Source organism: Bradyrhizobium sp. YR681 (assembly GCF_000282615.1).
Classification (GTDB): Bacteria; Pseudomonadota; Alphaproteobacteria; order Rhizobiales; family Xanthobacteraceae; genus Bradyrhizobium.
The window spans coordinates 1-26,738 of record NZ_AKIY01000092.1 but is presented as its reverse complement, the minus strand read 5'-3'; the positions used below and the strand labels follow the sequence as shown (position 1 = coordinate 26,738).

Annotated in this window: 26 protein-coding genes and 1 pseudogene; 8 read left to right on the top strand and 19 right to left on the bottom strand. The window is 65.8% G+C overall.

The features are described from left to right. Positions 1–174: pseudogene (locus PMI42_RS40395) on the bottom strand (GNAT family N-acetyltransferase); the annotation flags it as partial. A 100-nt stretch (positions 175–274) separates the two neighbouring features. On the opposite strand from PMI42_RS40395, the gene PMI42_RS10340 reads away from it, so the two are divergent. Both PMI42_RS10340 and PMI42_RS10335 read left to right on the top strand, forming a co-directional pair. Continuing rightward, on the top strand, positions 275–991 hold the full coding sequence (locus PMI42_RS10340; RefSeq protein ID WP_008133323.1) for an SDR family oxidoreductase: 717 nt from the start codon (positions 275–277) through the stop codon (positions 989–991). A 270-nt stretch (positions 992–1,261) separates the two neighbouring features. Then, entirely contained in the window at positions 1,262–2,095 is an 834-nt protein-coding gene (locus PMI42_RS10335; RefSeq protein ID WP_008133321.1) for an outer membrane protein, read from the top strand. Between the two features lie 65 nt (positions 2,096–2,160). Here the strand turns inward: PMI42_RS10335 and PMI42_RS10330 are convergent, their stop codons facing one another. After that, positions 2,161–3,222, bottom strand: coding sequence for a serine hydrolase (locus PMI42_RS10330; RefSeq protein WP_008133320.1), 1,062 nt, complete (start codon positions 3,220–3,222; stop codon positions 2,161–2,163). Between the two features lie 376 nt (positions 3,223–3,598). Here PMI42_RS10330 and PMI42_RS10325 point away from each other — a divergent pair, with 376 nt between their 5' ends. Beyond that, positions 3,599–3,982: an ArsR/SmtB family transcription factor gene (locus PMI42_RS10325; RefSeq protein ID WP_035965134.1), complete on the top strand. Its 384-nt coding sequence runs from the start codon at positions 3,599–3,601 to the stop codon at positions 3,980–3,982. Next, entirely contained in the window at positions 3,982–4,473 is a 492-nt protein-coding gene (locus PMI42_RS10320; protein WP_008133318.1) for an SRPBCC family protein, read from the top strand. Before PMI42_RS10325 ends, PMI42_RS10320 begins: the two co-directional genes overlap by 1 nt. A 94-nt stretch (positions 4,474–4,567) precedes the next feature. On the opposite strand, the gene PMI42_RS10315 is transcribed toward PMI42_RS10320, so the two are convergent. Genes PMI42_RS10315 through PMI42_RS10305 form a run of 3 tightly spaced genes read right to left on the bottom strand, consistent with a single transcriptional unit; the run spans position 4,568 to position 7,697 of the window. Further along, positions 4,568–5,788, bottom strand: a complete 1,221-nt coding sequence (locus PMI42_RS10315; protein WP_008133317.1) for an ABC transporter substrate-binding protein — start codon at positions 5,786–5,788, stop codon at positions 4,568–4,570. 22 nt (positions 5,789–5,810) lie between these two features. Then, complete coding sequence (locus tag PMI42_RS10310) at positions 5,811–6,785, bottom strand: Bug family tripartite tricarboxylate transporter substrate binding protein (protein WP_008133316.1); 975 nt, start codon at positions 6,783–6,785, stop codon at positions 5,811–5,813. 36 nt (positions 6,786–6,821) lie between these two features. After that, on the bottom strand, positions 6,822–7,697 hold the full coding sequence (locus PMI42_RS10305) for an IclR family transcriptional regulator (RefSeq protein WP_035965138.1): 876 nt from the start codon (positions 7,695–7,697) through the stop codon (positions 6,822–6,824). A gap of 532 nt (positions 7,698–8,229) precedes the next feature. Here PMI42_RS10305 and PMI42_RS10300 point away from each other — a divergent pair. After that, positions 8,230–9,072, top strand: coding sequence for a hypothetical protein (locus tag PMI42_RS10300; protein WP_008133314.1), 843 nt, complete (start codon positions 8,230–8,232; stop codon positions 9,070–9,072). A 5-nt stretch (positions 9,073–9,077) separates the two neighbouring features. Here the strand turns inward: PMI42_RS10300 and PMI42_RS10295 are convergent, their stop codons facing one another. Together PMI42_RS10295 and PMI42_RS10290 are read right to left on the bottom strand one after the other, a co-directional pair. Beyond that, complete coding sequence (locus tag PMI42_RS10295; protein WP_008133313.1) at positions 9,078–9,731, bottom strand: response regulator; 654 nt, start codon at positions 9,729–9,731, stop codon at positions 9,078–9,080. Continuing rightward, the gene (locus tag PMI42_RS10290) at positions 9,728–11,113 is read right to left on the bottom strand and encodes a sensor histidine kinase (protein ID WP_008133312.1); all 1,386 of its coding nucleotides are present in this window, start codon (positions 11,111–11,113) and stop codon (positions 9,728–9,730) included. Before PMI42_RS10290 ends, PMI42_RS10295 begins: the two co-directional genes overlap by 4 nt. A 188-nt stretch (positions 11,114–11,301) precedes the next feature. On the opposite strand from PMI42_RS10290, the gene PMI42_RS10285 reads away from it, so the two are divergent. Next, complete coding sequence (locus PMI42_RS10285) at positions 11,302–12,174, top strand: DUF3280 domain-containing protein (protein ID WP_008133309.1); 873 nt, start codon at positions 11,302–11,304, stop codon at positions 12,172–12,174. A gap of 1 nt (position 12,175) precedes the next feature. On the opposite strand, the gene PMI42_RS10280 is transcribed toward PMI42_RS10285, so the two are convergent. The 3 genes from PMI42_RS10280 to PMI42_RS10270 are packed head-to-tail and all read right to left on the bottom strand — an operon-like array spanning position 12,176 to position 15,211. After that, positions 12,176–13,207: an L-idonate 5-dehydrogenase gene (locus PMI42_RS10280; protein ID WP_008133307.1), complete on the bottom strand. Its 1,032-nt coding sequence runs from the start codon at positions 13,205–13,207 to the stop codon at positions 12,176–12,178. Positions 13,208–13,231: 24 nt separating this feature from the next. Then, positions 13,232–13,999 carry an SDR family oxidoreductase gene (locus PMI42_RS10275; protein ID WP_008133306.1) on the bottom strand — a complete coding sequence of 256 codons (768 nt, stop codon included), beginning with the start codon at positions 13,997–13,999 and terminating at the stop codon, positions 13,232–13,234. 12 nt (positions 14,000–14,011) lie between these two features. Continuing rightward, positions 14,012–15,211: a mandelate racemase/muconate lactonizing enzyme family protein gene (locus tag PMI42_RS10270; RefSeq protein WP_008133304.1), complete on the bottom strand. Its 1,200-nt coding sequence runs from the start codon at positions 15,209–15,211 to the stop codon at positions 14,012–14,014. Positions 15,212–15,388: 177 nt separating this feature from the next. On the opposite strand from PMI42_RS10270, the gene PMI42_RS10265 reads away from it, so the two are divergent. After that, complete coding sequence (locus tag PMI42_RS10265; protein WP_008133303.1) at positions 15,389–16,156, top strand: GntR family transcriptional regulator; 768 nt, start codon at positions 15,389–15,391, stop codon at positions 16,154–16,156. A gap of 42 nt (positions 16,157–16,198) precedes the next feature. Further along, on the top strand, positions 16,199–17,563 hold the full coding sequence (locus tag PMI42_RS10260; RefSeq protein ID WP_008133300.1) for an MFS transporter: 1,365 nt from the start codon (positions 16,199–16,201) through the stop codon (positions 17,561–17,563). A 47-nt stretch (positions 17,564–17,610) separates the two neighbouring features. On the opposite strand, the gene PMI42_RS10255 is transcribed toward PMI42_RS10260, so the two are convergent. From PMI42_RS10255 to PMI42_RS10215, 9 genes are all read right to left on the bottom strand, one after another. Beyond that, entirely contained in the window at positions 17,611–17,847 is a 237-nt protein-coding gene (locus PMI42_RS10255) for a hypothetical protein (protein WP_008133299.1), read from the bottom strand. 111 nt (positions 17,848–17,958) lie between these two features. Further along, a complete protein-coding gene (locus PMI42_RS10250; RefSeq protein ID WP_008133298.1) occupies positions 17,959–19,209 on the bottom strand; it encodes an arsenic transporter in 1,251 nt (416 codons plus the stop codon). A gap of 25 nt (positions 19,210–19,234) precedes the next feature. Further along, positions 19,235–20,506: an MFS transporter gene (locus PMI42_RS10245; RefSeq protein WP_008133297.1), complete on the bottom strand. Its 1,272-nt coding sequence runs from the start codon at positions 20,504–20,506 to the stop codon at positions 19,235–19,237. Between the two features lie 30 nt (positions 20,507–20,536). Beyond that, positions 20,537–21,154, bottom strand: coding sequence for a hypothetical protein (locus tag PMI42_RS10240; RefSeq protein ID WP_008133296.1), 618 nt, complete (start codon positions 21,152–21,154; stop codon positions 20,537–20,539). A gap of 36 nt (positions 21,155–21,190) precedes the next feature. Then, positions 21,191–21,919, bottom strand: coding sequence for a hypothetical protein (locus tag PMI42_RS10235; protein WP_008133295.1), 729 nt, complete (start codon positions 21,917–21,919; stop codon positions 21,191–21,193). 111 nt (positions 21,920–22,030) lie between these two features. Next, a complete protein-coding gene (locus PMI42_RS10230; RefSeq protein WP_008133294.1) occupies positions 22,031–23,392 on the bottom strand; it encodes a sigma-54-dependent transcriptional regulator in 1,362 nt (453 codons plus the stop codon). Further along, entirely contained in the window at positions 23,377–24,831 is a 1,455-nt protein-coding gene (locus tag PMI42_RS10225) for a sensor histidine kinase (protein WP_008133293.1), read from the bottom strand. Before PMI42_RS10225 ends, PMI42_RS10230 begins: the two co-directional genes overlap by 16 nt. A 33-nt stretch (positions 24,832–24,864) precedes the next feature. Next, positions 24,865–25,305, bottom strand: coding sequence for an EamA family transporter (locus PMI42_RS10220; RefSeq protein WP_008133292.1), 441 nt, complete (start codon positions 25,303–25,305; stop codon positions 24,865–24,867). Between the two features lie 157 nt (positions 25,306–25,462). After that, positions 25,463–26,738: ATP-binding protein (locus PMI42_RS10215; RefSeq protein ID WP_035965131.1), on the bottom strand; the 1,276-nt coding region annotated here is incomplete at its 5' end.

Below are 26,738 nucleotides of genomic sequence, written 5' to 3'. Positions count from 1 at the left end.
GGAGACGGTCGCGACCGGCTCGCCGTCGATCTCGCCGACGAAGAAGCCCTGCGCGTCCGGAAGCGCGAAGCAGGCGGCGTCCGACAGGCCCGGATTCCAGCCTTCGGCGGCGGCCCAATCGACGGCAAGGGAGATCTCCCCGGGACGCAAGTTGCGGATCTGCAAATCGCTCATGACGGATGCCTTCGGCGGTGGACCTGCCGGCAGGTCCGGCGGTAGAAGCCGTCATGATAGGCCGGGCCTGCGGCTCGCCTCAACACAGGGATGATCGGTCATGTCAGCAGGGACGGCAGCAGAGAAGGTCGCACTCGTTACCGCCGGCGGCAGCGGCATGGGGGCGGGGGCCGCACGGCGCCTTGCGGCCGACGGCTTTCGCGTCGCGATCCTGTCGTCCTCCGGCAAGGGCGAGGCGCTGGCGGCCGAGCTCGGCGGGCTCGGCGTCACCGGTTCCAACAAGTCGAACGACGATCTGAAGCGTCTGGTGGATGGTGCGATGGCGAAGTGGGGCCGTATCGACGTCCTCGTCAACAGCGCGGGCCATGGCCCGCGCGCAGCGATCACCGAGATTACCGACGAGCAATGGCACACCGGCCTCGACACGTATCTGCTGAACGTGATCCGTCCGACCCGGCTGGTGACGCCGGTGATGCAGGCGCAGAAGGCCGGCGCCATCATCAACATCTCGACCGCCTGGGCGTTCGAGCCGAGCGCGATGTTTCCGACCTCGGCGGTGTTCCGCGCCGGCCTTGCCGCCTTCACGAAGATCTTCACCGACACCCATGCGGCGGAGAACATCCGCATGAACAATGTGCTGCCCGGCTGGATCGACAGCCTGCCGCAGCTCGACGCGCGCCGCGACAGCGTGCCGATGAAGCGTTACGGCAAGGTCGAGGAGATCGCGGCGACCGTCGCGTTCCTGGCGTCCGAGGGCGCCGCCTACATCACCGGCCAGAACATCCGGGTCGATGGCGGGCTGACGCGCTCGGTCTGAGGCGCGTTCGAATCGCGTTCGCGCCGGCCTTGTCGCGATGCGCCACGGGTGCGCGTGGTGCGCCGTGGCTGAAGGATGGTACGTGGCCGCCGGGCCACACTCGTCATCCGTTCGCACGACACTGGGCGCGCACTACGTCACAGTCCCTATGAACTTCGCCGCAGCCCAAGACGTTACGGGGCCGGCGACCTATCCCCAATCTGCGCCGGACGCCTTCCGCCCGCGCGCATTCGAAACGCGAGTTTTGCCGCGTGGGGCAAGGAGACTGGAATGAAGAAGTTTTTGCTGGCGGTCGCGTCGATTGTGTTGGGCACCGCCTCCGTGCAGGCGGCCGATCTCGCCGCGCACTACACCAAGGCGCCCGTGATGGCGCCGGCCTATAACTGGACCGGATTTTACGTCGGCGGCAATGTCGGCGGGCAGTGGGGCAGTTCCGATCCGAGCACCTCGACCGTCTTTTCGCCGGTCGGCTATTTCGCCGCCAGCAGCGTCCCGGCGATCGGCGCGGTCGGCGCCCAAGGCGTCAACAGCTCCAGCGTGACCGGCGGCTTCACCGCGGGTTACAATTGGCAGGTCAACCACGCCGTGCTCGGCCTCGAAGGCGATATCAACTATTTCGGCTTCAAGGGCAGCGCGAGCGGCTCGGCGCTCTATCCTTGCTGCGCCCCGACCGGTTTCACCGTCAATTCGTCGGTCTCGGCCGACTGGCTCGCCACCATCCGCGGCCGCATCGGCTTCCTCGCGGCGCCGACCTGGCTGCTCTACGCGACGGGCGGCGCGGCGATCGCCGAAGTGAAGGGCAATTTCAACTTCACCGACACGTTCTCCGCGGCAACGGAGTCCGCCGCGATCCGCGATACGCGCGTGGGCTGGACCGCCGGCGTCGGTACCGAATACGCCTTCGGCGGCGGCTGGTCGCTCAAGGCGGAATATCTCTATGTCGATCTCGGCCGCAGCACCGTCACCAGCGCCAATCTGGTCGGCTTTGCCGGAACAACGCCATTCCCGAGCAACGTCTTCACCCACTCGGTCGACCTCAAGTCGAACATCGTGCGCGTCGGCGTGAACTACAAGTTCGGCGGACCCGTCGTCGCCAGGTACTGAGCTTCATCCCGTTCCTGATCTGGCGTGGAAAGCCCCGGCTCTGCCGGGGCTTTCTGTTTCCGAGCTCAGCCGCCGTGCGACGCGATCAGTTGTGCGAGTGCGGGCAGGATCCTGTAGCGGGCGATCTCGTGAGGGTACTCGCCGCGATTGGCCAGCAGCACGATGCCGATCCGCCGCGCCGGCACGAGGCCGAAATAGCCGGAGGCATTGTTGAGGCCGCCCGGCTTGTCGACGACGGTGGCGCCGGGCAGATGCACCGTCTCCCAGGCCATGCCTTGTCCGAATTTTTCGTCGACGCGGAAGGCCTCATGCTGCGTCATCCGCAGCGCCTCGCGCAGATGCGGATCGATCGAGCGGCCGTCGACGCAGGCGGCAACGAAGGTCGAAAGGTCGCGCGCTGACGAGAACATCTGGCCCGTGCCGGGAAAGTCGAAATAGCTCTGCTGGTTGCCTGGCGGGCCGATCGCCGTGCCCTGGTCCGAATAGCCCTGCACGACGCGCTGCATCCAGCCTGCATCCATGACAGCGCGGTTGTCCTCGCCGCGTTCCGGCACCGAGGTCGCGGTCATCCCGAGTGGTCCAAAGATGCGCTGTTCGAACAGCGCCGCGATCGGGCTGCCGTAGCAGCGTTCGAGCACGAGCTGGAGCAGCACATAACCGGCATGGCTGTAGATGCGCTGCTTGCCCGGCGCCTCGCCAGCGCGCGGCTTCCAGGCGTTGAGCATCGCGATGAACTGAGCGCGCGAAAACTCCTCGTTCGGCCAGGGCGGATGGTCGGTCGGCAGCAGCAGTCCCGATGTGTGCGTGACCAGCTCTCCGATGGTGACTTGGCGGATGGTGTCGCCGGTGAGCTCGGGAAGATATTTCGGCAGGGGATCGTCGAGCCGCAACTCGCCACGGAGCGTGCCGAGCGCGACCAGCGTCGCCTCGAACGGCTTGCGCAGCGAACCGAGGTTGAACAGCGTGTCCGGCGTGATCGGGCGTCGCGTTGCGTCGTCGGCAAAGCCATAGTTGAAGAACACGATATGACGGCCGGCATGGAGCGCGGCGGCAAGGCCGCCCGGATGGTCCGGCGTCGCGGTCGGCGCCAGCTCGGCGGCGACGATGTCGCGCATCTGCGCGATCATGTCGGAATCCGCGGATGCGCGCCGCGGCCGCAGCGCGATCGCAAGCGGAACCAGCGCAGCCCCGGCGAAGGTTCGCCGGGTGATCGGGGATGAGGTGACAACAGGCGGCACGTGCCCTGATGAATCATGCTTGTGCGCCCCCGGACATGTTTTAGCGGGGAGGGCGCGATGGCCCAATTCACGATTGCGCGTTGTGGGTTCCGGTCTCTGTTCGCGGCTTTCGTAGCCCGGATGAAGCGCAGCGCAATCCGGGACCGGCGTTGCTTGTGGCCAAGAATCCCGGATTACGCTGCGCTCCATCCGGGCTACGGGATTAACTTAGCCAATCGGCTAACAATTGTTGACGCCCGGCGTCTGCTCCCGTATAGTTAGCTCCATGGCTAACCAATTATCCCGCCTCGACCATGTCTTCGCCGCCCTTGCCGATCCGACGCGGCGGGCGATCGTGATGCGGCTGTGCGCCGGCGAGGCGTCGGTCGGCGAGCTCGCCGATCCCTTCGACATGGCGCTGCCGAGCTTGATGAAACACATCCATGTGCTGGAGACGAGCGGGCTCGTTCAGTCCGAAAAATCCGGCCGTGTGCGCACCTGCCGCCTCAGTCCGGACGCGCTGGTCGGCGCGGAGGACTGGTTCCAGCAGCAGCGTGCGATCTGGGAGGCACGGCTCGACCGGTTCGAAGCCTATGTGATGCAGCTCAAGAAGGAGAGGGAGCCGGCTGCGAAGCCGTCCCGAACAAGCAAACGGAAAGGTCCCAAGTGATGACGAGTTCTGCCAACCCCGCCTTGTCGCAATGGTCGCTCGACCGCGAGATCGTGATGTCGCGCGTGATCGACGCGCCGCGCGATCTGGTGTTCGAGGCGTGGTCCGATCCAAAACATCTGCCGCAATGGTTCGGGCCGAAGGGTTTCAAGCTCGAGACGTTCGAGATCGACGTACGCGTCGGCGGCGTCTGGCGCTTCAACATGATCGGCCCCGACGGCACGGTCTATCCCAACCGCATGCGCTTCCGCCGCATCGAGCGGCCGTCGCTGATGGAGATGGACCACGGCACCGACCAGGACGAGGATCCCGGCATGTTCCGCTTCACTGTCACCTTTGCCGAGCAGGCCAACGGCAAGACCGTGCTGATGATGCGGCAACTGGCCTCGAGCACCGAGCAGCGCGACGGCATGATCGGCTTTGGCGCCGTCGAATACGGCTATCAGACGCTGGACAAGCTCGCGGCTTATGTGGGTGGGATGAAGAGGTAGCGGCACCATCCGTCGTCGTGCCCGGGTCTCTCCCGCCGTTTCGGCGAGGCGAAGGCCCGGGCTCACGTCGTCAGCATAGGCCTCGCCGGTCTCGCTACTCCTTCGCCTCGTCCGTGATGATGTCACCGAGCTTTTGCCACCGTTGACCGTCGAACTGCACCATCTGGAACTGCTTGTTGACGCGATAGTCGGTCGGTGTCGTCGTCACCGAGATGCCCGGCAGGGTCAGGTCGAGCTCGATGTTCTTGAGGCTCGCCGCCTGGCGCATCACATTGTCGCGGGTGAGGTCGTCGCCGCATTGCTTCAGCACCTGCACCAGGAGCTGCGCGGTGATGTACCCGTAGACGTTCAGGTTCGAATCCCTGTCGCCGTCCGGATAGTATTTCGCCATGAAGGCGAGATAGCGCTTCATGCCGGCATCGTCCTTCCATTCGGGATCGGCGGAGTCCTTGACGTAGCCGACGCTGACGACGCCCTTGGCGTTGTCGAGCCCGGCCGGCTTCAGCACGGCGCTGACGGAGGAGGCGTTGATGTCGATGATGTGCAGCGGCTTCCAGCCGATCTCGGCAACCTTCTTGATCGCCTGCGCCGCCTGCTTCGGTGTTGTGGCGCTGAACAGCACGTCGGCGCCGGCGTCCTTCAGCCGCAGGATCTGGGAGTCGATGGTCGGCTCGGTGATCTCGTAGGAGGTCTCGGCCACGACCATCTTCGCCTTGTCGCCGAGACCTGCCTTCAAGCCGGCGAGATAGTCCTTGCCGAGATCGTCGTTCTGGTAGAGCACGCCGATCCTGGCGTTCGGATGGTTCTTCAGAAGATATTGCGCGTAGATCCGGCCCTCGACGAGGTAGGGCGGGTTGAAGCCCATGGTCCACGGATAGTTTTTCGGATCGGTGAAGCGTGCAGCACCGGTGGCCGCGAACAGCTGCGGCACCTTCTTGGCGTTGAGATATTTCTGCACGGCGACGTTCGGCGCGGTCCCGATGATCTGGAACGTCAGCAGCACCTCGTCGCTTTCGACCAGCTTGCGGGTCTGCTCCACCGTCTTCGGCGGCGAATAGGCATCGTCATACTGGATCAGCGAGACCTTGCGGCCGTTCACGCCGCCCTGGTCGTTGATCATCTTCATGTAGGCAGCCTGGGTCTTGCCGATCACGGCATAGGCCGAGGCCGGGCCGCTGAGCGGTACGGTCTGGCCGACCTTGATCTCGGCGTCGGAGGCGCCGGGGGCGTATTTCTTCTGCGCCTGTGCGGCCGGGATCGACAGCGCGAGGGCCAGCACGGCGGTCGCGGCGTGTCTGAAGCAATCGGTCTTCATTTCCATTCCCTGTTCGTGATTGTCACTCGCCCTTGAGGCCGGCCTCGCGGATCAGGCCGGTCCATTTCTGCGTCTCGCTGTCGATGAACTGGCCGAACTCGGCGGCGGTGCCGGTGCGCACCTCCAGGCCCTGCGCGGTGAGCTTGTCCTTGACGGCAGGGGTGGCGAGGGCGCGCGCGACTTCGGCCTGCAGCTTGTCGACGACTGGTTGCGGCGTCGTGGCCGGCGCCATGAAGCCGAACCAGCCGGCGGCGATCACGTTGGGAAAGCCCTGCTCGCGCAGGGTCGGCGCCCGCGGATAGAGCGGGCTGCGCTCGCTGGAGGCGACGCCCAGCACCCTGAACTTGCCGCTCTGGACATAAGGCAGCGCGGTGGTGAGCGCCGTCAGCGTGGCATCGACGCGGCCGGCGAGCAGCTCGGTGTAGGACGCCGCATCGCCGCGGAACGGAATGTTGAGACCCTTGACGCCAGCGTCCCTGAACAGCAGCTCGCCGGCAAGATGCGGCTGCGAACCTGCGCCGGGCGACGCGAAGGTCAGGCCATCCGGTTTCGATTTGCCGTAGGCAATCAACTCGGGCAGCGTCTTGAACGGCGCGTCGGCGCTGATGATCAGGAACAGCGGCGCGATCACCGCCATCGCGACCGGCTGAAGATCCGTGCGCTCATAGGTCAGCTTGCCGAACAGCGCTTCGGCGGTGGCGTAGGGGGCCGCGACGTAGAGAAAGGTGTAGCCGTCGCCCGGCGCGTGCGCGACCATGTCGTTGGCGATGCGCGTGCCGGCGCCCGGCTTGTTCTCGACGATGAACTGCTGATGCAGGCTGCGGCCGAACTCTTCCGCGAGCAGCCGCAGCGAGATGTCGTTGGAGCCGCCGGGGCCATAGGGCGAGATCAGCCGCACCAGGCGTGACGGCCAGGCGTCCTCAGCATGCAGGGGCGGTGGAAGTCCTGACAGGGAGAGGGCGAGGGTGCCCAGCAGGGTTCGGCGTGTGATGGTCATGACGGCCTCCCGATCGTGGAGTGCCAGTGTTCTCGTTCATTTCCTGGCCCTCTTCTTGTTTTGTTGTTGTGTCGCGGTTGCCGGCCCCGTGGCGCCGACGATGGCGCGGATGCTGTCGGCGAGTGCCGCGATGCGCGGACCGATCTCGCCCTCGAGCTGGCCCGGCTGAAGCCGGAAGGCAGGGATGCCGCAATTGATCGAGAACGACCGCCCGGTCTCACGCGCGTGAAACAGCGGCGCCGCGACGGCGTGGATCGAGGCCATGTATTCGCCCCAGCAGGTGCAGAAGCCGCGGCTGGCGCATTGCACAAGGCCCGCGCGGTATTTTTCGCGGAAGGCCGACCAGAGTTCGGCGTCCTCGCTGGCGAGGCGCTGTTCGAGCAGTGCGGCATCGGTCTGCGGCAAGGTCGCAGCCGCGGCGCGGCCCATCGCCGTCATGACCACGGGAATGGGCATGCCGATGTCGGGGACGTGCGGGCCGACGTCGCCGGAGCGCGCGGTCTCGACATAGATCATGGAGGTCGCATCGAGCAGGCCGATGGAGACAGTGCCGCGCACGCTCTGCGCAAGCTCCTGCATCATGGGGCGCGCGACCTGGCGAAACTGCATCTCGGCGAGCAGCGGATGCGCCATGCGAAGCGTGCGCGCGCCGACGCAATATTTGGCGCGATCGGCATCGTAGCGGAGATAGCCGAGCTCGGCGAGCGTATGCGTGAGCCGTGCCACCGTCGGCCGCGGAAGCCCCGTCAGGATCGACAGCTCCATGTTGCCGAGCGACGTCGTCCCCGCCTTGAAGGCTTCGAGCACCACGAGGCCCTTTGCGAGTGTCGTCGCGAACGCGGCATCATCGGCGCGCGAGGCCAGCACCACGGCGGCGGATGAGGAGGTTTCCGGCAGTTTGTCCTGGGTCATCGTCGCTTTATGGACGAGCGGACCGAAGATGTCGAATAAATATAGCATTTTGCCATAATCGTCCGGTATGTGGACATTTAGCGGCGATCCCCTGATGATCAAGGAGCCCCGTCGGCCGCTTCGACTGCAGGGATTTTTGGGCCCACCCCGGAAACGTTGTGATCCTCCCACCCTGGCAAAGCGGTGCCATTGCTGTGACCGTCAATCGCCCGGCCAAGTCTTCGGCAAAATTTCGCGTCGATTGAGAGCGAGGGGAGTGCGCTCTGGAAGATCACCGAGCAGCGCGAGCGCTCGTGTCGTCGTCTTCATCGGCAGGAGATATTTGCGACGCCGAAAAAGTTCATCGTGCTTTTTGCTGATGACTGAAACGGGGCGCTTTCCATCGCGAACTTCGAACCGCCTTCGCGAATATGACAGCGCGCAGCGCTATTATGACAGTATCATGACATCGATTTCTGTCGCGCCGTGCTGCAAACATATGACAAAATTGCTACCGCTAGATGTCACGTCGATTACAGCGGAGCGATTCATCATGTTGCAGTGGCAGGCGCGGTCAAATCCCCTCGCGTGGTGGTGGGGCTCCCTGACGCTTGTCAGTGCCGCCAACATTCTCGTCTGGTTCATGCTGTACCGCGAGTTCTATCCGACGGTTGCGGGCAGCATCAGCGGCGGCTCGGACATCGGCCTGATGTTCCTGCTCTGCGCGGGCTATGTGTTCGGCTGCGCCTTCCGCTCGGTGCTGCCACGCGCCGACGTGCAGCGCATCTGCCTGTTCGACACCTGGCTCTCCAGCGTCTTCGTCGGCCGCACGGTCGCGACCGTGGCCGAGCTGTGCTTCGTCGCGCAATGGGCGATCATCCTGCATCAGCTCGGTCAGATGACCGGTGCGGAGACCGCGGTGAACATCGCGCTGGTGATCGTGCCGATCATCATCATCGCGGAGTGCTTTTCCTGGTACGCCGTGGTGACCACCAATTTCCTCTACAACGCGATCGAGAACTCGCTATGGGCGGTGACCTTCTTCCTCGCCGGCATCGCGCTGTGCCGGCTGGTGCCGGAATTCCAGGGGCCGGTGCGCTGGGCGCTGATGTCAGGCATCGTCGGCATCGCCTGCTTCCTCGCCTTCCTCGTCACCGTCGACGTGCCGATGTATCTCAGCCGCTGGCGGGCAGGGCATCAGGAGGGCAACAGGTTGCTCGGCTTCCTCGAAGGCCTGCATGACGTGTCGACGCGCTGGGTGGTGACCCACGACATCGCGCACTGGAAGGGCGAGCTGACCTGGATGTTCCTGTATTTCAGCGCCGCGGTGTGGTCGAGCCTCGCGCTCTGCGCGCTCTATGCCATGGAAGGCTATCTGACACGCTATCTCGCCTGAGCGCTTCAGGCCTCGCCGAGATCGAGCTGCGTCAGCAGACCCTGGCGCAGCGCCAGGCGGACCAGCTCGATGTCGGAGCCGACGCCGAGCTTGTCCTTGATCAGCGAGTGCAGGTTTGCCACCGTCTTCGGGCTGACATGGAGCGTCTCGGCGATCTCGTCGGTCGTCCGCTCGGCGAGCAGCAGCCGCAGCACCTCGAACTCGCGCGGTGTCAGCACGTCGGCAGCCGAGCTTTCGCCTGCGAGCCGGCTCAGTGCAAGTTCGTGGTCGATGTCGGGGCTGATGGCGATCTTGCCGGCGAGCACGTCCATCACGGCGCGCACCAGCGTCTCCGGCGGGCTGGTCTTGGTGACGTAGCCCCGCGCGCCGGCGCGGATCGCCTGCACGGCGAAGCCGGCATTCTGGTGCATGGTGAAAACGAGGACTTTTGCACCCTTGTCCCACTGCCTGATGCGCCTGACGGCCTCGATGCCGCCGATCCCTGGCATGCTCAGATCCATGATGACGAGGTCCGGCGCCTCGGATTTGTACAGACGGTAGGCCTCGGCGCCGTCGCCGGCCTCGGCAATGACGCGAAGCCCCGGCTGCTTCTCGAGCACGGAGCGATAGCCCTCGCGCACCACGGAATGGTCGTCGACCAGCAGAATGGTCGCGCTCATGCCGCGCGCTCCAGCACCGGCTGGTCGGCGGCCGGGAGCGGAATGACCACGCGCAGCGCGGAGCCGCCATGGGGGCCAGCCTCGAAGCTCAACCGGCCGCGCAAGGCGGCGACGCGCTCGCGCATGCCGAGCAGGCCCATCCCGGATTTCGAGGCGCGATCGCTAGACCGTCCGTCATCGTCGATCGCAAGCGCGATCTGGTCGGCGTGCATGGTCAACTCCAGGCTCACCTTGGTGGCGTCGGCATGCTTGGCGGCGTTGGTGAGTGCCTCCTGCACGATGCGGTAGAGGTTGGCGCTGATCGCGGCCGGCAGGCTCTCGAAGGCGCCATCGAAGCGGATCGCAAAGCGCGTCTTGCCGCCGCTGCGTCCGTTCCAGCCGGCGACCAGACCTTCGAGGCTGGCGACGAGCCCGAGCTCCTCGACATCGGGCGGGCGCAGCCGGAACAGCGTGCCGCGCAGCGTCTCCATCATGCCGGTCGCGGTCCGCGCGATCCCGTCGCATTCCGACAGCAGGGACGGACAGTCCTGCGCGGCGGTCTGGCGGGCGGAGGAGGCCAGCGCGCGGATGGCGGCCAGCGACTGGCCGAACTCGTCGTGCAGCTCGCGCGCGAGGTGGCGGCGCTCCTCGTCCTGCAGCGCGATCAGCTTCCGCGTCAGCTCGGCGCGTTCGGCCAGAGCGGTATCGAGGCTCTCGGCGAGATGGTTGAAGACGTCGCGGATGGCGGACAGCTCGGCGAGGTCGAACGGGGGCAGCCGTGTCGTGAGGTCGTTGGCGGCGATCCGCTCGAGGCCGGTGCGGATCATGTGGGTGGGGCGCAGCGCGCGGGCCAGCGCGGCGTAGACCAGTGCGCAGAGCAGCGGCAGCGTGATCGCGAGCGCGAGCATCAGGCGGCCGGCTTCGTGCCAGGCCTCGGCCGTCTGCACGGCCGGATCGACCGCGACGACGGCGTCGCCGAGCTTCGCTCCGCGCACGATCACAGGCCGTGCCGCTTCGCGGCCGGGGTCGAACAGGCTGCGATAGAAGGCCGCGAAGGCCTGTGGCGGCGGGCTCGCCGGTATCGGGGCGCCACTGCAGAATCGCTGGAGGATGTCGCCGCTCGTGCCACGGAATGCCAGACACAAACCGGGCGTCATCACATAGGCCGAAACGGGGTCGAGGTTGGGAAAGTCCGAGCGGGGACTCGCCACCCACTGGATCTTGCCCTGCTGCAGCTCCAGCGTCTTGGCCACGATGGCGGCGATATCGTCGAGGCGCGTGTGGGCCGCGCGGTCGGCCGTGATCAGGAAATAAGCGGAGATCGCGGCGAAGCAGGCGGCCGATATCGCGGCGACGCGCAACGTCAGACGGACCTTGAGATCGAATCTCGGGCGGTTCCACATCGGCAGGCACCTGACGCGAACGGAATTGTCGCCCGGGCATTAAACGGCAGAACGCAGGCGGGGCAAAGCACTGCGCATATTGCGGCGCAACGTCGTGAAATTTTCCCGGCTGCGAGCGGGACCGGCGCTGCTGCACGGCTCGAGGCTGCCGTCCAGATTGCGCCGCCGTTCCATCACACGAGGTCCGTATGCGCCGTATCAGGTCGATCCTCTCCGCGTTTCTGCTCATCGTCCTCCCGGCGGCGTATTCGCCGGCCGGTGCCGAGGCCGCCATCGGCGTTGCCATGGACGATTTCAGCTATACCGATACGTCGGCCGAGCCGGCCAACCAGACCGCCGCCCATGAGCGGCGGCTGGCGGCGTTCATGGCGGCGCTCAGGCGGGATCTCGGTGCAGACGGTCGCTACCGGTCGGTGCCGTCGGCGAATGACGGTGCGGCGTTCAAGGTCATCGGCGGCATCCAGAAGACCAGCACGCTGGTGCAATGGGCCAAGGTCGCCGTGATCGACGTCGGCGCGAAGAAGGTCGTGATGGACAAGCTCTACACTTTCCGCGGCGACAATGATGAATCATGGGAGCGCGCCGAGATGTTCGTGTCCCGCGAGGTCATCGCCGCGCTCGCCACACCCGCGCCGATCGCGCTGGCCGTGTTCGATTTCGAGCTCGAGGACATGACCGCCGCCTCGGCGGGCGCGTCGGCCGCATCGGATGCGTCCTACCTTGCCGAAGTCACCGGCAGCGTGCGCGAGGCGCTGGGCCAATCCGGCCGCTACCGCATCGTCGATGTCGCCAGTGCAAGCGGCGAGGCGAAGACCCGCGCGTTGCGCGATTGCGATGGCTGCGAGGCGGCGATCGCGCAGAAGCTCGGCGCGGACCAGTCGCTGATCGGTGTGGTGCGACGGGTCAGCCGCACCGAATACACGCTGGGATTCCAGGTCCGCGATGCCAGAACCGGCGCCGTCGTGTCACGCGGCGACAGCGGCCTGCGCCTCGGCGCAGACTATTCATGGAAGCGAGGCGCCGTGCGGCTGGTCAGCGACCGGCTGGTCGAGCGCCGGTAGCTTAGAAGGTCAGCTGCACCTTCATCGACTGCGAGCGGTCGCTGGCAAGCTCGAAGGCGGCGACCGCGTTCTCGAACGGCATGGTCGCCGTAATCAGCGGCTTGACGTCGATCAGGCCTTCGCCCATCAGCCGCACCGCCAGCTCGAACTCGGGATCGAAGCGGAAGGTGCCGCGCAGCTGCAATTCCTTGGCGACGATGGCGTTGATCGGCAGCGTCATCTCGCCGCCGAGGCCGAGCTGCACCAGCGTGGCGCCGGGCCTGAGCACGTCGAGCGCGGCGCGGAGGGCGGCCTGGTTGCCGGAGGCTTCGAACAGCGTGTCGAACACGCCCTTGCCGGCGCGCCAGGGATCGAGCGCGGTGGCATTGGCCGCGACGTTGAGGGCGTGGGTGGCGCCGAGCTTTCTGGCGACGGCGAGCGGCGCGTCAGCGACATCGGTGACGACAATCTCGGACGCGCCGCCGAAGCGCGAGACCAAAATCATCAGCGCGCCGATCGGGCCGCAGCCGGTGATCAGCACGCGCTTGCCGAGCAGGGGGCCGGCCTGCTTGCCGGCATGCAGGCACACCGCGAGCGGTTCTGCGACCGCAGCTTCCGCCAGCGACAGCCTGTCGGCGATCGGCACGGCCTGCGTCGCATCGACGGTGATGAACTCGCGAAAACCGCCCTGCACGTGCGGAAAGCGCATCGCGCTGCCGAGGAAGCGCATGTCGAGGCACTGGTTGCGCATGCCTTCCTGGCAATGCAGGCACTGGCCGCACGGCTTGCTCGGATTGACCGCGACGCGCGTGCCGGGTTTGATGCCGGCGACGCCGTCACCGACGGCCGCGACCACGCCGGCGATCTCATGGCCCAGCGCCATCGGCTGCTGGATGCGCACCACGCCGAAGCCGCCGTGATGGTAGTAATGCAGGTCGGAGCCGCAGATGCCGCCGTTGGCGATTCTGACGCGGACCTCGCCCGGGCCGGGCGCCGGATCCGGATAGGTGTCGATCCGCAAATCCTTGGGGGCGTGGATGACGACGGCGCGCATGGTCTCGTTCCCTCGGTTTCGCGATTACATCGCGGCGATCATGCCGCCATCGACATAGATGATCTGGCCGTTGACGTAAGTGGATGCGTCGGAGGCGAGGAAGATCGCCGCGCCAACCAGCTCGTCCGGTCTGCCCCAGCGTTTTGAGGGGATGCGGCCCATCAGCCAGTTGTTGAAGTCGGTGTTGTTGACCAGCGCCTCGTTCATGTCGGTCAGCATGTAGCCGGGGCCGATCGCATTGGCCTGGATGCCGTGCTGGGCCCATTCCACCGCCATCGAGCGGGTCAAATTCTTGATGCCGCCCTTCGCCGCGGTGTAGGGCGCGATGGTGGGACGCGCCAGCTCGCTGCCGAGCGAGCCGATATTGATGATCTTGCCGTGCTTGCGCGGGATCATGCGCTTGCCGGCCTCGCGGCCGATCACGAAGGCACTGGTGAGGTCGGTCTCGATCACCTTGCGCCATTCTTCGGTGGTGAACTCGACCAGCGGCTTGCGGTGCTGGATGCCGGCATTGTTGACGAGAATGTCGACCGCGAGGCCTTCGCGGTCGAAACGCTCGAAGGCGGCGACGATCGCAGGCTCGTCGGTGACGTTGAACGCCGCGCCCTCGGCCTGGTGACCTGCAGCGCGAAACTCGGCGACGGCCTGCTCGACTCGCTTGGGATCGACACCGTTGATGATCAGCTTGGCGCCGGCCTTGGCCATGCCCTCGGCAATGGCGCGGCCGAGCCCGCGGGAGGAGCCGGTCACAAGCGCGGTGCGGCCGGACAAGTCGAACAGGGCGGTGCTCATCTCAAAGAATCCTCAGACGTTGGAACGGCGCACGGTCAGATCGGAGCGATCGAAGACGGCGGGCAGAAGGTCGACGCCAAGGCCCGGTCCTTCCATCGGATAGACAAAACCGTCCTTGATCGTCGGCATCGTGGTGACGAGCTCATTGTACCAGCCCTTGTAGAAGGCGCGCACCGATTCCTGGATCAGCGTGTTGGGCTGGCTGAACGACATGTGGATGGCCGCGATGAAGCCGATCGGGCCGATGCAGTCGTGCGGGGCGAAGGGGCGATGATAGGTCTCGGCCATCGCCGCGATCTTGCGGCCCTCGGTGAGGCCGCCGGTCCAGCACAGGTCCGCCATCACCACATGCATGGCGTCGCGGTCGAGCATGTCCTTGTAGGGGAAACGCGAGCCCAGCGTCTCGCTGGCGCAGACCCAGACGTCGGTCGAGCGGGCGTATTCGGCCAGCGCCTGCGGCGAGTTCATCCGGATCGGGTCTTCGTACCAGGTCGGCTTGTAGGGTTCGAGCGCACGCGCGATCTGCTTGGCGGTCGGCAGGTTCCAGAGCGAATGGAGCTCGACCATGATCTCCATCTTGTCGCCGACGGCCTTGCGGATCTTCTCGAACGGCTCGATCGCCTTCTTCATCTGCGCTGCCGTGATGTAGAGGCCCTTGTTCTCCTGCGCGGCGGGATCGAACGGCCAGATCTTCATCGCGGAGATGCCGCTCTCCAAAAGGCTTTCGGCGAGTGCATCGGCACGGTTCATGAAGCCGTCGAGATCTTCATACGGACCCTTGTTGGCACCGAGATTCCAGTTCGACACCGGGCTGATATTGGTCGAGCGGACATATTGCGTGCCGGCGCAGGTGTTGTAGATGCGCTGCTTGTCGCGGCAGAGACCGCCGAGCATCTGGTGCACCGGCTGATTGCAGACCTTGCCGAACAAATCCCACAGCGCGATGTCGATGGCCGAGGCTGCGCGATATTCGACGCCGGTCGAGGACTGCGCCATCGGCAGGTTCAGCATGTCGCGATGAATGGCTTCGATGTGCAGGGGATTGCGGCCGAGCAGGCGGCCGGCAAAGGTGTCATGGATCTGCGCTTCGACTGCGCCCGCACCATAGAAGGTTTCGCCGAGACCGATCATGCCCGTGTCGGTGTGGACGCGCACCCAGATGACGTTCGAAAATTCCTCGGTGCGCAGCGTCTCGATCGACGTGATCTTCACGGCAACAATCCTCCCATCACAGGCGCCTCGCGCCCGACGTCTCATTTTGCGCTGCAACATGTTGCAGATCGCGCGAAAGTCTTACGCCTGCTTGTAATATATCACAACATGTTTTAAGGGTGCCACAAATAAGGCGCCACCCAGCAACGAGAGCGCGGGCTGACGGGAGACAACGACATGGCACGGCGCAAGCGCGCGCTCGAGGTGGTGAGAAACGAGGACGACGGCGAGGGCAAGCCCTCCCGGCGCAACCGTCTCAACTTCTTCGAGCTGGCCTATCAGAGGATCGAGGAGCTGCTCGTTCATTGCGAGCTCAAGCCCGGCCAGTTCATGACGATGCTGGAATTGCAGCAGATCACAGGCTTCGGACGCACGCCGGTGCATCACGCCGTCAATCGTCTCTCCGCCGACACGCTCATCGTCATCCGCCCGCGGCACGGCCTGCACATCGCGCCGATCGATCTGGCACGTGAGCGGATGCTGCTGGCCTTGCGCCGCGACATGGAGCGCTTCGTCGTCCGGCTTGCCGCCGATCGCGCCAGCCTCTCGCATCGCAATCAGGCGCTGCACATCGAACGTCTGTTGCGCGAACGCCGCGCCACCCTGACCCTCGACGAATTCAACAGCATCGACCGCCGCATCGACGCGCTGGTGCTGGAAGCCGCTGGCGAGCCGTTTCTGGTGCACACGCTGCGGCCATTGCACACGCTCTACCGTCGCATCGGCTACATCCACCACCGCTTCATGCCGGGCCAGACCGATCTGTCCGGCACGATCGATCATCATCTCGCCATTCTCGCAGCCGTCGCCGGCCGCCGCGTCGAGGACGCCGTGAAGGCAAGCGATGCATTGATCGACTACATGGACCAGATGTTCACGGGCATGGAGGCGGGGATCGACCCGCGCCTGCTCGATTGCAGCATCGAGCCGCTACTCGGCGCCTGAAAAGTACCTGGCGCCTAAAGGGTTTTGAAGAGAGGACCAAACATGTCGACGATGGCTGTGCCACAACCGACCGCGAGCGAAGCCGCGGTCCGCTACCTCATCACGAACTACAGTCCAAAGGGCAACAAGGTCGGCTGGCTGATGATGGCCTCGATCCTGGTCGAGGCCTGGGACCTTTATTCGATCGCCTTCGTGCTGATCTTCATCAAGGAGCAGTTCAATCCCGATCCGCTGATGCTCGGCCTTGCCGCGGCCGGCACGCAAGGCGGCGCCCTGATCGGCGCGCTGCTCGGCGGCTGGCTCTCCGACAAGATCGGCCGCCGCGTCATGTTCCTGGTGACGATGGTGATGTTCATCGTGCTGGCGCTGGCGCAGGCCTTCGTGCCCAACGTCACCTGGCTCATTGTGATCCGGTTCCTGCTCGGCATTCCGCTCGGCTCGGATATCTCGACCGGCTACACCTACATCATGGAATCCATGGCCAAGGGTGAGCGCGAGGTCATGGGCAACCGCTGGCAGTTCATGTTCGCCGTCGGCGAAGTGCTGACCATCGGCGTCATCGTGATCTTCCTGCTGCTCGACATCAACCACGAGACCCTGTGGCGCGTGACGCTCGGTCTCGGCGCGCTGCCGGCGCTGATCATCCTGGTGATGCGCCACGACGTGCCGGAGACGGCGGTCTGGCTGGTGCAGAAGGGACGCTACCGCGAGGCCAAGCAGGTCGCGCGCGAGATGTTCAACGACAATCTCGACATGCTGCCTGACCAGGACGTGCCGGCGCCCAAGGTCAGCACGCGTGCCTTCATCGCCGATCTCAGGAAGGATCCGATCCGCTGGCGCGCCACGGTCTACGGCTGGATCGCCTGTTTCGCGCAGGCGAGCGAGTTCTCGACCTTCGCCTTCTATTTGCCCGTGCTGTTCGTGATGGTCGGCGTGTCGAGCGTGCTCGGCATCAATCTGGTGACGATGGCGCTGTTCTCCTTCGCCGCCTTGTCGGGCTGGGTCGGTCCGCTGCTGACGCCGAAGATCGGCCACCGCGGCATCTCGATCGCGGGCTTTTCGATCGTGCTGGTCTCGCTGCTGGTCGCGGCAGGTGCGCTCTACACCGACAACAAGATCCTGCTGCCGTTCGCGGCCGCCGCCATGTTGTGGGGCCACTACTGGGATGCGTCGAACTGCATGACGATCCCGACCATGGTCGCCAAGCCCCAATATCGCGGCACGGCCAGCGGCTTCGCCTACATGTTCGTGAAGCTGCCGTCGTTCCTGGCGATCTTCCTGTTCCCGACGCTGTTCGCCGCGATCGGGCAGGCCAATGCCACGCTGTTCGTCGCGATCTTCCCGCTGATCGGATTGCTCGCCGCAATCTTCATCCTGCCGGAAGTCTACGGCTACGAGAACGACTGACGCGCTGCCCGGTCGCGGCCGTCTTGGCCGCGATCGGGCTTTGTCCGCTATGGACTCAGGAAGACCGGATCGATCCCGGCGCCATGGCCGAGCAGGCCGATCGCCTGAAGCTGGACGCTGTGCAGGTCGATCTCCACGATCGCGAACACGGTCAGCAGCGCCACGACGGAGAAGACGAGCAGGGGATGGGATGTCTCGCCCCGGCCTTCGGCGGGCGCGATGAAGCTCTGGATTTCGCGACGCAGGGAAAAGCCCTGCGGCAGCGCCTTTGATTGAATCTGCATGATGAACCTTCCTTGCCGCGGCATGTCTCGGTCTCGCGACAAGTGAACTCTAGCCGCGCTCGTGCCGCCGGCATTGATGCACCGCAAACAACTGAACTCAATTGGCGCCGGCTACCAGATTGCGGCCGCCAGGGCCGCGATCAAAGCAGGCGGCGTCACCAGCATCCCCAGCTTGAGGAACGGCCAGGCGCCGACCTCGATCTTCTCCCGCCGCAGCGCGACCAGCCAGAGGATGGTGGCAAGGGATCCCGTTACCGACAGGTTGGGTCCGAGATCGACGCCGATCAGGATGGCGCTGACCACCGGCGCGGGCAGATGATCGCTGGCGGCGACCGAGCCGGCGACGAGGCCGACCGGAAGATTATTGGCGATGTTGTCGGCGATCGCTGTCGCGATGCCGACGCTCCAGGCGGCCTTCGGCACCGATTGTGCGACCGCCTGGTGCAGCAGCGCGCTGAGCTGCCCGATCACGCCGGTCTTGACCAGCGCTTCCACCATCACGAAGAGGCCGCCGACCAACGGCAGCACGCTCCAGGACACGCCCTTCAGCACAGGGAGCGGCGATTGGCGGCTGATCAGCAGCACGATCGCGGCCGTGGCCACGCCGCAGATGAAGGTCGGCAGACCCAGCTGCTTGTCGAGCGCCGAGGCGGTGACCAGCACGATTCCGATGGCGACGATGCCGACGGCCGTCAGCTTGCCGCCGCGTCCGAGCTTCGGATGCGGCACGCTGCGCGCGATGGTCTCGTCCTTCAGCGCGCGATGCTGGGTCAGGCGCAGCACGATGTAGGTGAGCAGGATCGAGGCGGCCGAGGGCAGGGCGAACAGGCGCAGCCATTCGGTCAGTTGCGGCATGCGCGCGCCGAACACGACGAGATTGGCCGGGTTCGAGATCGGCAGCACGAAGCTCGCGGCATTGGCGATGAAGGCGCAGACGAACAGATAAGGCAGCGGCTTGGCGCCGGCGGCGCGCGTCGCGGCGTAGACGGCGGGCGTCAGCACGATCGCGGTGGCATCGTTGGAGAGCAGCACGGTGACGACCGTGCCGACGACATAGATCAGCAGGAACAGCCGCTGCGGCGAGCCGCCTGCATATTCGACGGCGAGTGCCGCGAGATAGTCGAACAGGCCTTCGAGCCGGGCGAGCTCGGCGATCAGCATCATGCCGATCAGGAACAGATAGACGTCGAGGCCCTTCTCGATGCCAAGAAGCGCGTCCTGCCATGGCAGGAAACCGAGCAGCACCAGCGCGGCGGCACCAAGCACGGCCCAGATCGCCTCGGGCAAGGATAGGGGCCGGATGATGACGCCTGCGGTCGCGGCGACGATGATGCTCCAGGCCCAGATGGCGTCGGACGGCACGTTCAATCCCTGCAGTGGAATGGGTTCATTCGGCAGCGATAGCCGATGCGGACGCCGCTGTCTTCCCCCGCGGGCGCGGGTTGTCATCTGCACTTTGCCGCGTCTCGGGCAAGGCCAGGAAGCAGACGACGGCGCCGATCGCGGCGACCGCGCCAAGGGCAATGAATGCCGCACTGTAGCCTGCACCGACCACGACGAGGCCGGCGAGCGTCGTCGACAGCGCGGCGCCGATGCTCTGGGCCGTGATCACGGCGCCCTGCGCGACGTTGAAGCGGCCGGTGTTGCGCATGAGGTCGGCGACAATGACAGGGAATATCGCTCCGAATATGCCGGCGCCGACGCCGTCGAGCAGTTGCACGCCGACCAGCCAGAACGGATTGTCAGACAGCGTATAGAGTGCGCCACGGACGGGCAGGATCAACAGCGCGGCGAGGAAGAAGCGCTTGTGCCCCCAGCGGTCGGCCTTCGCGCCGACCAGCATTGCGAACGGCACCATCACCAATTGCGCGGCCACGATGCAGGCCGACATCAGGCTCGTTCCCATGTTCTTGTCCTGGAGCGCCAGCTTCTGCCCGACCAGCGGCAGCATCGCCGCATTGGAGAGATGGAAGAGCAGAGCGCAGATTGCGAAGACGAGCAGAGGGCGGCAGGTCAGGAGCACGGCCAAGCCTGATGGCTGTTCGCTATGGGTATCGGCCTCGTCGAGTCCGCGGGCAAGGTCGTGATCGATGGCGCGTTCGGGAATCGCAACAATGCTGAGCAGGCTCGCAATCGCCATGGCGCCGAGAAGGTAGAACACCACGGTCGGACCGAACCAGTAGGCGCTGAGGCCCGCGAGGCCGGCTGCGACGGCATTGCCGGCGTGATTGAAGGTCTCGTTGCGGCCGATCCGACGGGTGAAGGCGGCATGACCGAAGATGCCGAGGGAGACGGCGGCAATCGCAGGCGGAAAGATGACAGCCGCGGCTTGTGCGAAGCCTTGCGAGATCGCGACCGGGACAAAACCTGGAAACAGCGGCAGCGAGAGTGAGGCGAGCGTCACCATGATGGCGGCGATCACCATCACCAGCCGCTTCGCCCGCGTGGCATCGACCAGGGCTCCGGCCGGCGTCTGCGCCACGATGCCGGCAATCGTCGCGATCGACATCACAAGGCCGATGCGGGCCTCGTCCCAGTGCTGTTCGGTGAGCAGATAGACGGCGAGGTAGGGGCCAAGCCCGTCGCGCACGTCGGCGAGGAAGAAATTGGCCGCATCCAGCGCGCGGCCGGCGCGTCCCTTGTCGTCTTTGTCGGACATGAACGGTTCCTTCCTCGCCTTCGTCTCGCCTCAAGCCGCGCGGCTGTCTTCGTCGTGACCGTGCTTCGGCTTCTTGTGCTTCGGCTTCGGCTTTTTCACCGGCGTCAACCTCTCGGAATCAGGGCCAATCTCCAATGCATGGATCACGCGCCCGTGCCTGGTCTGAAGGCCGTCGCCACGGGCGGCAAGCCTGGCGCCCGGTGCAAGCAGGGTCGCAAAGTGCTCCGCCTCCTTCGGCCCGATGCGCAGCACGGTGCCGTTCGATAGCAGCGCGCCGCGCAGTTCGCCCTTCGGGCCGAACAGCGAGAGCTCTACCCGGTCCTGCACCGACATCGGCTCGTGCTTCACTTTCGGATGCCCGCGTTCGTGATCCGGGCCGTTGTCGACGATCTCGCGTCCGCCTGCCGTGCTCACAGCGATCGCCGCCAGGAGGCTCGCGCCGCGAGGCCGCACGCCCCGCACGCGGACTTTCTCGCCGGGCTTGAGATGGCGGGTGAGTTCGGCCTCCATGTGCGGTGGCGTGTGAACCAGGATGACGGCCTGCTTGTCCTTCATGACGAAGCCGTCGACCTCGCCATGGGGATTGAGAACGAAGCGCTCAAAGGTGCCTGCGACTTCCGGCAGGCTGTCGGGATCGATCCAATGCATGACGACGTCCTTATCTGTCGAGTTCTGAATGGAGCATCAGCCGCGCGGAGGGGGCGGCGGCGGAGGCGGGCCGAAGCCGGGGGGCGGCGGCGGGCCGCGACGGTCGGGGCCATCGGCCGGTCCGGGCGGACGCGGGCCGCGCAGCTCGGTCATCTGCTCCGGTGAGACGCCGATGGCGCGTACGTCGAGCACACGGCCGAGCGCGGTGTCGATGATATGGCCGCGCGCGGAAATGGTGGCGCCCTGACGAAGCTGATCCTGTATGCGCTCGGCTTCCGGCGGTGGAAGACGGAGCGTCGTACCATCGTCGAGCACGACACCGTTCACCTCGCCGCGCTTGCCGTGCAACTGGAGTGCGATCCGGCCGCTGACGGTTTGATCGTCACTGCCGCCGCGCCGGTCCGGCGGTCCGTTGTCAACCACGCTCTTGCCGGTCGCGACATTGGTGATCGATGCCGCATCGATCAGCGGCAAGGCCCGGGCGCGCAGGCCGCGTACGGAGACCTGGTCTCCGGGACGGATCGCGAAGACCGTCTGCGCGGAAAGATGCGGCGGCAGTTTCACCTCGGTGCCATCGGTGAGAAGGACGCCGTCGACATCGCCGCGCGGCGTCAGCGTGTATTGCTTGACGGTTCCGCGCGATTCCGGAAGCTGCGAGGAATCCCACATGGGATCCCTCGATTGCGAGTAGGCGGCGGCACCGCTGCCGATGGCCGTCGTTGCGAGCAGCACCCAGAACAGGGCGCCCATGCGTGTCGTCTTCATCGAACTGTTCCTTTCGATTGTCGCGACGTGGTCGCTTGCAGCATCTTCGGCAAGCGACGTGCCAACGGCGAAATCTTTGATAAGAAAGGAAAAAGTCGGACAGTGCAGGCGTCAGTCGTCGTCTTTCCCGACGCGGTCCGTCAGCTTTTCTGACATCTCGGCGAGGCCGTAGCGCTGCATCTTCGTGTAGAGCAGCTGACGGTTGATGTTGAGACGGCGCGCGGCCTCGGTGCGGTTGCCGGCGCAGGCATCCAGCGCACGCGCGATCATCGTCTTCTCCAGTTGCGCCACGGCTGCGGGGAGATCGCCGCCGGCCGGCGCGGCGCCTGCCGTCGCTTCGTGCGTGCTGGTATCGATATCGCCGGGTCCAATGACGTCCGCGCGGGTCATGATGCAGGCGCGTTCGATCACGTTGCGCAACTCGCGGACATTGCCGGGCCAGGAATAGCGCTGCAATTTGTCGATCGCCGGCTGGCTCACCTGCTTCTGCCGGCTGCGGTCTGCGGCGGCACGGGCGAGGAAATGCCGGGTGAGCGGCAGGATGTCCGCAACGCGATCGCGTAGCGGAGGAATTGCGATCTGCACCACATCGAGCCGGTAATAGAGGTCCTCGCGGAATTCACCCGCCGCGGCAAGCTTCGCGAGATCGCGATGGGTTGCCGCGATGACACGCGCGTTGGTGCGCATCGGTTTGCCACCGACCGGCGTGATCACTTGCTCCTGCAACGCACGCAGGATCTTGGCCTGCATGGCAAGCGGCATGTCGCCGATCTCGTCGAGGAAGAGCGTGCCATCAGCCGCGTCGCGGAAGGCGCCGGCGCGGTCCGCAGTCGCTCCCGTGAACGATCCTTTGACGTGGCCGAACAGCTCGCTCTCGAGCAGGTCTTCGGGGATCGCGGCACAATTGACCGCGACGAAAGGGCCGTCCTTCCGCTTGCCGTGAACGTGGAGTGCGCGCGCGACAAGCTCCTTGCCGGTTCCGGTCTCGCCGCGGATCAGCACGATCGCGTTGCTGTCTGCCGCAAGACCGATCGCCTTTTGCACGCTGCGCATGGGCTCGCTCGACCCGATCAGGCCATCCTCGATCTCGGCATCCGGGGCGCCGACCGCGGGAATGCGCTGGGGGAGGCGGCACAGCAGATCTTTCAACTCCGCACGTCCGATCGGCTTGCTGAGGTGATCGAAGGCGCCGAGGCGCATTGCCTCGATCGTGTTGGCGGCGCTGGCAAAGGCCGTCAACACCACGACAGGCGGCGGATCCGTGCGCGCGCGTATGCGGCGAAGCACCTCAATTCCATCCATGCCGCCGGGCATGCGCAGGTCGAGCAGCACCGCATCGATCTCGCCGTCAAGTGCGGCAAGACCCTCACGGCCGGACGCCGCGAGGCGGGGCGTGTGACCGAGATCGGCGAGCGCTTCGGCGAGACCCTCGCGCAGCGCCGCGTCGTCGTCGATGATCAGGACTGTCGCCATGGCACCTCGATCTCGAAAACCGCGCCACCGATATCCCGGAGCAGACGGACGTTGCCTCGATGATGCCGCGCGATTTCGCGAACGATAGCGAGCCCAAGACCAGTGCCGTCGGCGCGCCCGGTGACGAACGGCTCGACCAGCCGCTCGCGCACGTCGTCGGCGATGCCGGGGCCGGTGTCGGCCACCCGCAGCAGCAAGCTGCCGTCCCGCCGGCCTGCATCCACGGCGATGGTCCCGCCGGCCGGGGTGTTCTGGATGGCGTTGATGATCAAATTGTCCAGGGCGCGTTGCATCTGGGACGGATCCAGTTGCGGTAACGGTGAAGATGCGGGCCCGGTTCCCACGGTCAGCGTGACGCCCCGAGCCGCAGCGATGTCGCGATGGCTCTCGACCGTTCGTGCCAGGAAGGTCTCGAGATCGACCTCCGCCAGTCTGGGCTCACGGGCCTGTGTCATCTCCAGGAGGTCGCGGAGCAGAACGTCGAGCCGGTCGACCTGCTGGAGAATGGCGTTCAGGGCTGCTTCGCTGCGTGAGCCGTCGGCAACTGCCAGTGCATTCTCCGCCTTTAGCCGCATAGCGGCGATGGGGTTGCGTATTTCGTGGGCAAGGCCAGCCGACATGCGGCCGAGAGCTGCGAGCCGTTCGGCCGCAGCAGTGCGGCGGCGCTCCAGCGACAGCCGCTCGCCGGTGCTGTTGAGCGCATCGACCAGACGGTCGAGTTCGGGAGCGCCGGTCTGCGCCAGCCTCGGCAGGTCGATCGCGCCATCCCGATGGTCGTCCAGAGCCGCTTCAATCTGATTGATCTTGCGCGACCAGACATAAAGCACGCGCGCAAGCCAGGCGGCCGAACCGAAGACGGTCAGTGCAAGCACGATAAGCCCGGCGAGAAGCTGATTGTATGCGGGTCCTTCCGCCGCGAAGGCCCGCGTCATGGTCCATCCGGTGACACCCGCCAGCGGGCCACGTAAGGGGCAGGCATGCATGATCAGCACCTGGGATCGGCCTGGTTGCCTGATCGACGTCGCGTGTCCCGACCGCAACGCCTCGGCGTTGACCTCGCGGATGGTGTTGAGCTCGGCCATGGGAAGGTCGGTCTTCGGCCCGGTGCCTTCATAGGTCGGGAACGCATAAGCGAGAGAGCCCTCGTCGGCCTGCCAGACGCCGCCTTCGACGCCGGGTGCGCCCGCAAGCGCGGTCTGGACGACGGCGGCCAGCTGTTGCTTCAATTGCTCGTCGATTGGTCCGCCGCTCCAGCCCGCCACGAAGAACTGGTAGCGATCGGCGAGGTCGCGGCAGGCACGCGCGACCAGCTCTTCGGACCGGGCCAGCCGGGCGTTCGCCGTCTGCTGAAACGATTCGAACAGCAGATAGCCGGTGGCGACACCGGAGACCACCAGCATGATCCAGAGGGTCAGCAATCGGGAGCGAAGCGAACGCATCAAGCTAGAACGCCGGGTTTCGGAATCGGTGCCTCACAACTTCACGGCCAGCAGCACCGCGCCGGCACCGATCATGCCGATCCCGACCCAGCCCTGCGCCGTCGGCCGTTCGCCGAGAAACGCGAAGGCGAACAAGGCCACAAGCACGACACTGAGCTTGTCGATCGGCGCGACCAGCGTGGCGGGGCCGAGCTTTAGCGCCCGGAAGTAACAGAGCCACGATGCCCCGGTCGCAAGCCCCGACAGCACCAGAAACAACCATGTCCTTGACGAGACCGCCGAGGGCACCGCGAATTGTCCGGTGAAGAACAGCAGCACCGAGAAGGCGAGCAGCACCACGACGGTGCGGATGAAGGTGGCGAGATCCGGATTGATGGTCTCGACGCCGACCTTGGCGAAGATCGCGGTCAGCGCCGCAAAGCAGGCGGAGAGCAGCGCCCAGGTCTGCCAGGCGGAGAAGAGGGCGGGCTTCATGTCGTATGAACCTGTTAGAATGCAGCTGTGTCACCACGCCGTCATTGCGAGGAGCGAAGCGACGAAGCAATCCAGAATCTTTCCGCGGAGGCAGTCTGGATCGCTTCGCTGTGCTCGCAATGACGGAATCTTTGGCGGCTTCCTGCGCTTAAAGCACTCACCTGGCCACCGACAGCTTTTCCGTGATCGCCTTGCGCAGGATGCGCGACAGCGATTCCACCGAGTACGGCTTCTGAATCAGCTCGAAGCCGCGATGCGCGTTCTCGGCGAGCACGTTGCTGTAGCCCGAGGTGAGCACGACGGGCAGGCCCGGATAGCGCTCGCGGATAATGCCGGCGAGCTCGACGCCGTTCATGCCGGGCATGATGACGTCGGAGAAGACGAGGTCGACGGCGAATTCATTCTCGCCGAGGATCGCAAGCGCCGCGGTGGCGTTGGCGACGCGGCGGGTGACGTAGCCGAGGTCTTCCAGCAGTTCGGTCGAGAATTGGCCGACATCGTCATTGTCCTCGACCACGAGCACGCGATAGCCGCGCCCGGTGGTCGCGGCCTCGCTGGTCAGCGTCGCGGCTTCGTTCCCGGCGGCCGGGCTCTGCGCTTGCGGCAGGTAGATCGTGAAGGTCGCGCCTTTGCCTTGCGTGCTCGCTACCTCGATGTCGCCCTCGGACTGCTTTGCGAAGCCGAACGCCTGGCTGAGGCCGAGGCCGGTGCCCTTGCCGACTTCCTTGGTGGTGAAGAACGGCTCGAAGATGGCGTCGATATTTTCCGGCGCGATGCCGCTGCCGGTGTCCGCGACCGAGATCGCCACATAGTCGCCGCCGCGCGCCGATTGCGCGCGCAGGCTCGGAATGCCCTGGACCTTGCGCACGGCGATGGTGAGGTGGCCTTCGCCGTCCATGGCGTCGCGGGCGTTGATGGCGAGGTTGATCAGCGCGGTCTCGAATTGCGCGATGTCGGCAACAGTGAAGCAGTCCGCATCGTCGATCTCGACCACGATCTCGATGCGGCCGCCGACCAGGGGCCGGACCAGTTGCGCGACGCCCTCGACCTGGCTGCCGACATTGAAGATCTGCGGCTTCAGCGGCTGCCGGCGCGCAAAGGCCAGGAGCTGCGCCGTCAGTTTCGAGGCGCGCTCGACGGTGTCGGAGATGGCGTCGACATAGCGGCGGCGCCGCTCCTCCGGCAATTCGCGCCGGCGCAGGAAGTCGGTCGCCGAGCGGATGATGGTCAGGAGGTTGTTGAAATCGTGGGCGACGCCGCCGGTGAGCTGGCCGATCGCCTCCATTTTCTGCGACTGCCGCAGCGCTTCCTCGCCGCGGCGGCGCTCGGTGATGTCGACCAGCTCCGGCACCGCGCCCGTGATCTTGCCGTGGCGGTCGAGCACGGGGCGCATGCCGAACTCGAAATCGCGCTCGCCGATCGGCAGGGGCAGC

What these genes read in the sequence shown, in the direction of transcription:
- PMI42_RS10280 (WP_008133307.1), bottom strand. Translation starts at nt 13,207, where the DNA reads ATGCGCGCCGTCGTCATCCACGCCCCCAAGGATTTGCGGATCGACACC.
- PMI42_RS10320 (WP_008133318.1), top strand. Translation starts at nt 3,982, where the DNA reads ATGACGAGTTCTGCCAACCCCGCCTTGTCGCAATGGTCGCTCGACCGC.
- PMI42_RS10325 (WP_035965134.1), top strand. Translation starts at nt 3,599, where the DNA reads ATGGCTAACCAATTATCCCGCCTCGACCATGTCTTCGCCGCCCTTGCC.
- PMI42_RS10335 (WP_008133321.1), top strand. Translation starts at nt 1,262, where the DNA reads ATGAAGAAGTTTTTGCTGGCGGTCGCGTCGATTGTGTTGGGCACCGCC.
- PMI42_RS10290 (WP_008133312.1), bottom strand. Translation starts at nt 11,113, where the DNA reads ATGTGGAACCGCCCGAGATTCGATCTCAAGGTCCGTCTGACGTTGCGC.
- PMI42_RS10255 (WP_008133299.1), bottom strand. Translation starts at nt 17,847, where the DNA reads ATGCAGATTCAATCAAAGGCGCTGCCGCAGGGCTTTTCCCTGCGTCGC.
- PMI42_RS10265 (WP_008133303.1), top strand. Translation starts at nt 15,389, where the DNA reads ATGGCACGGCGCAAGCGCGCGCTCGAGGTGGTGAGAAACGAGGACGAC.
- PMI42_RS10330 (WP_008133320.1), bottom strand. Translation starts at nt 3,222, where the DNA reads ATGATCGCGCAGATGCGCGACATCGTCGCCGCCGAGCTGGCGCCGACC.
- PMI42_RS10225 (WP_008133293.1), bottom strand. Translation starts at nt 24,831, where the DNA reads ATGCGTTCGCTTCGCTCCCGATTGCTGACCCTCTGGATCATGCTGGTG.
- PMI42_RS10285 (WP_008133309.1), top strand. Translation starts at nt 11,302, where the DNA reads ATGCGCCGTATCAGGTCGATCCTCTCCGCGTTTCTGCTCATCGTCCTC.
- PMI42_RS10305 (WP_035965138.1), bottom strand. Translation starts at nt 7,697, where the DNA reads ATGACCCAGGACAAACTGCCGGAAACCTCCTCATCCGCCGCCGTGGTG.
- PMI42_RS10240 (WP_008133296.1), bottom strand. Translation starts at nt 21,154, where the DNA reads ATGCATTGGATCGATCCCGACAGCCTGCCGGAAGTCGCAGGCACCTTT.
- PMI42_RS10315 (WP_008133317.1), bottom strand. Translation starts at nt 5,788, where the DNA reads ATGAAGACCGATTGCTTCAGACACGCCGCGACCGCCGTGCTGGCCCTC.
- PMI42_RS10310 (WP_008133316.1), bottom strand. Translation starts at nt 6,785, where the DNA reads ATGACCATCACACGCCGAACCCTGCTGGGCACCCTCGCCCTCTCCCTG.
- PMI42_RS10260 (WP_008133300.1), top strand. Translation starts at nt 16,199, where the DNA reads ATGTCGACGATGGCTGTGCCACAACCGACCGCGAGCGAAGCCGCGGTC.
- PMI42_RS10340 (WP_008133323.1), top strand. Translation starts at nt 275, where the DNA reads ATGTCAGCAGGGACGGCAGCAGAGAAGGTCGCACTCGTTACCGCCGGC.
- PMI42_RS10235 (WP_008133295.1), bottom strand. Translation starts at nt 21,919, where the DNA reads ATGAAGACGACACGCATGGGCGCCCTGTTCTGGGTGCTGCTCGCAACG.
- PMI42_RS10275 (WP_008133306.1), bottom strand. Translation starts at nt 13,999, where the DNA reads ATGAGCACCGCCCTGTTCGACTTGTCCGGCCGCACCGCGCTTGTGACC.
- PMI42_RS10220 (WP_008133292.1), bottom strand. Translation starts at nt 25,305, where the DNA reads ATGAAGCCCGCCCTCTTCTCCGCCTGGCAGACCTGGGCGCTGCTCTCC.
- PMI42_RS10295 (WP_008133313.1), bottom strand. Translation starts at nt 9,731, where the DNA reads ATGAGCGCGACCATTCTGCTGGTCGACGACCATTCCGTGGTGCGCGAG.
- PMI42_RS10245 (WP_008133297.1), bottom strand. Translation starts at nt 20,506, where the DNA reads ATGTCCGACAAAGACGACAAGGGACGCGCCGGCCGCGCGCTGGATGCG.
- PMI42_RS10230 (WP_008133294.1), bottom strand. Translation starts at nt 23,392, where the DNA reads ATGGCGACAGTCCTGATCATCGACGACGACGCGGCGCTGCGCGAGGGT.
- PMI42_RS10300 (WP_008133314.1), top strand. Translation starts at nt 8,230, where the DNA reads ATGTTGCAGTGGCAGGCGCGGTCAAATCCCCTCGCGTGGTGGTGGGGC.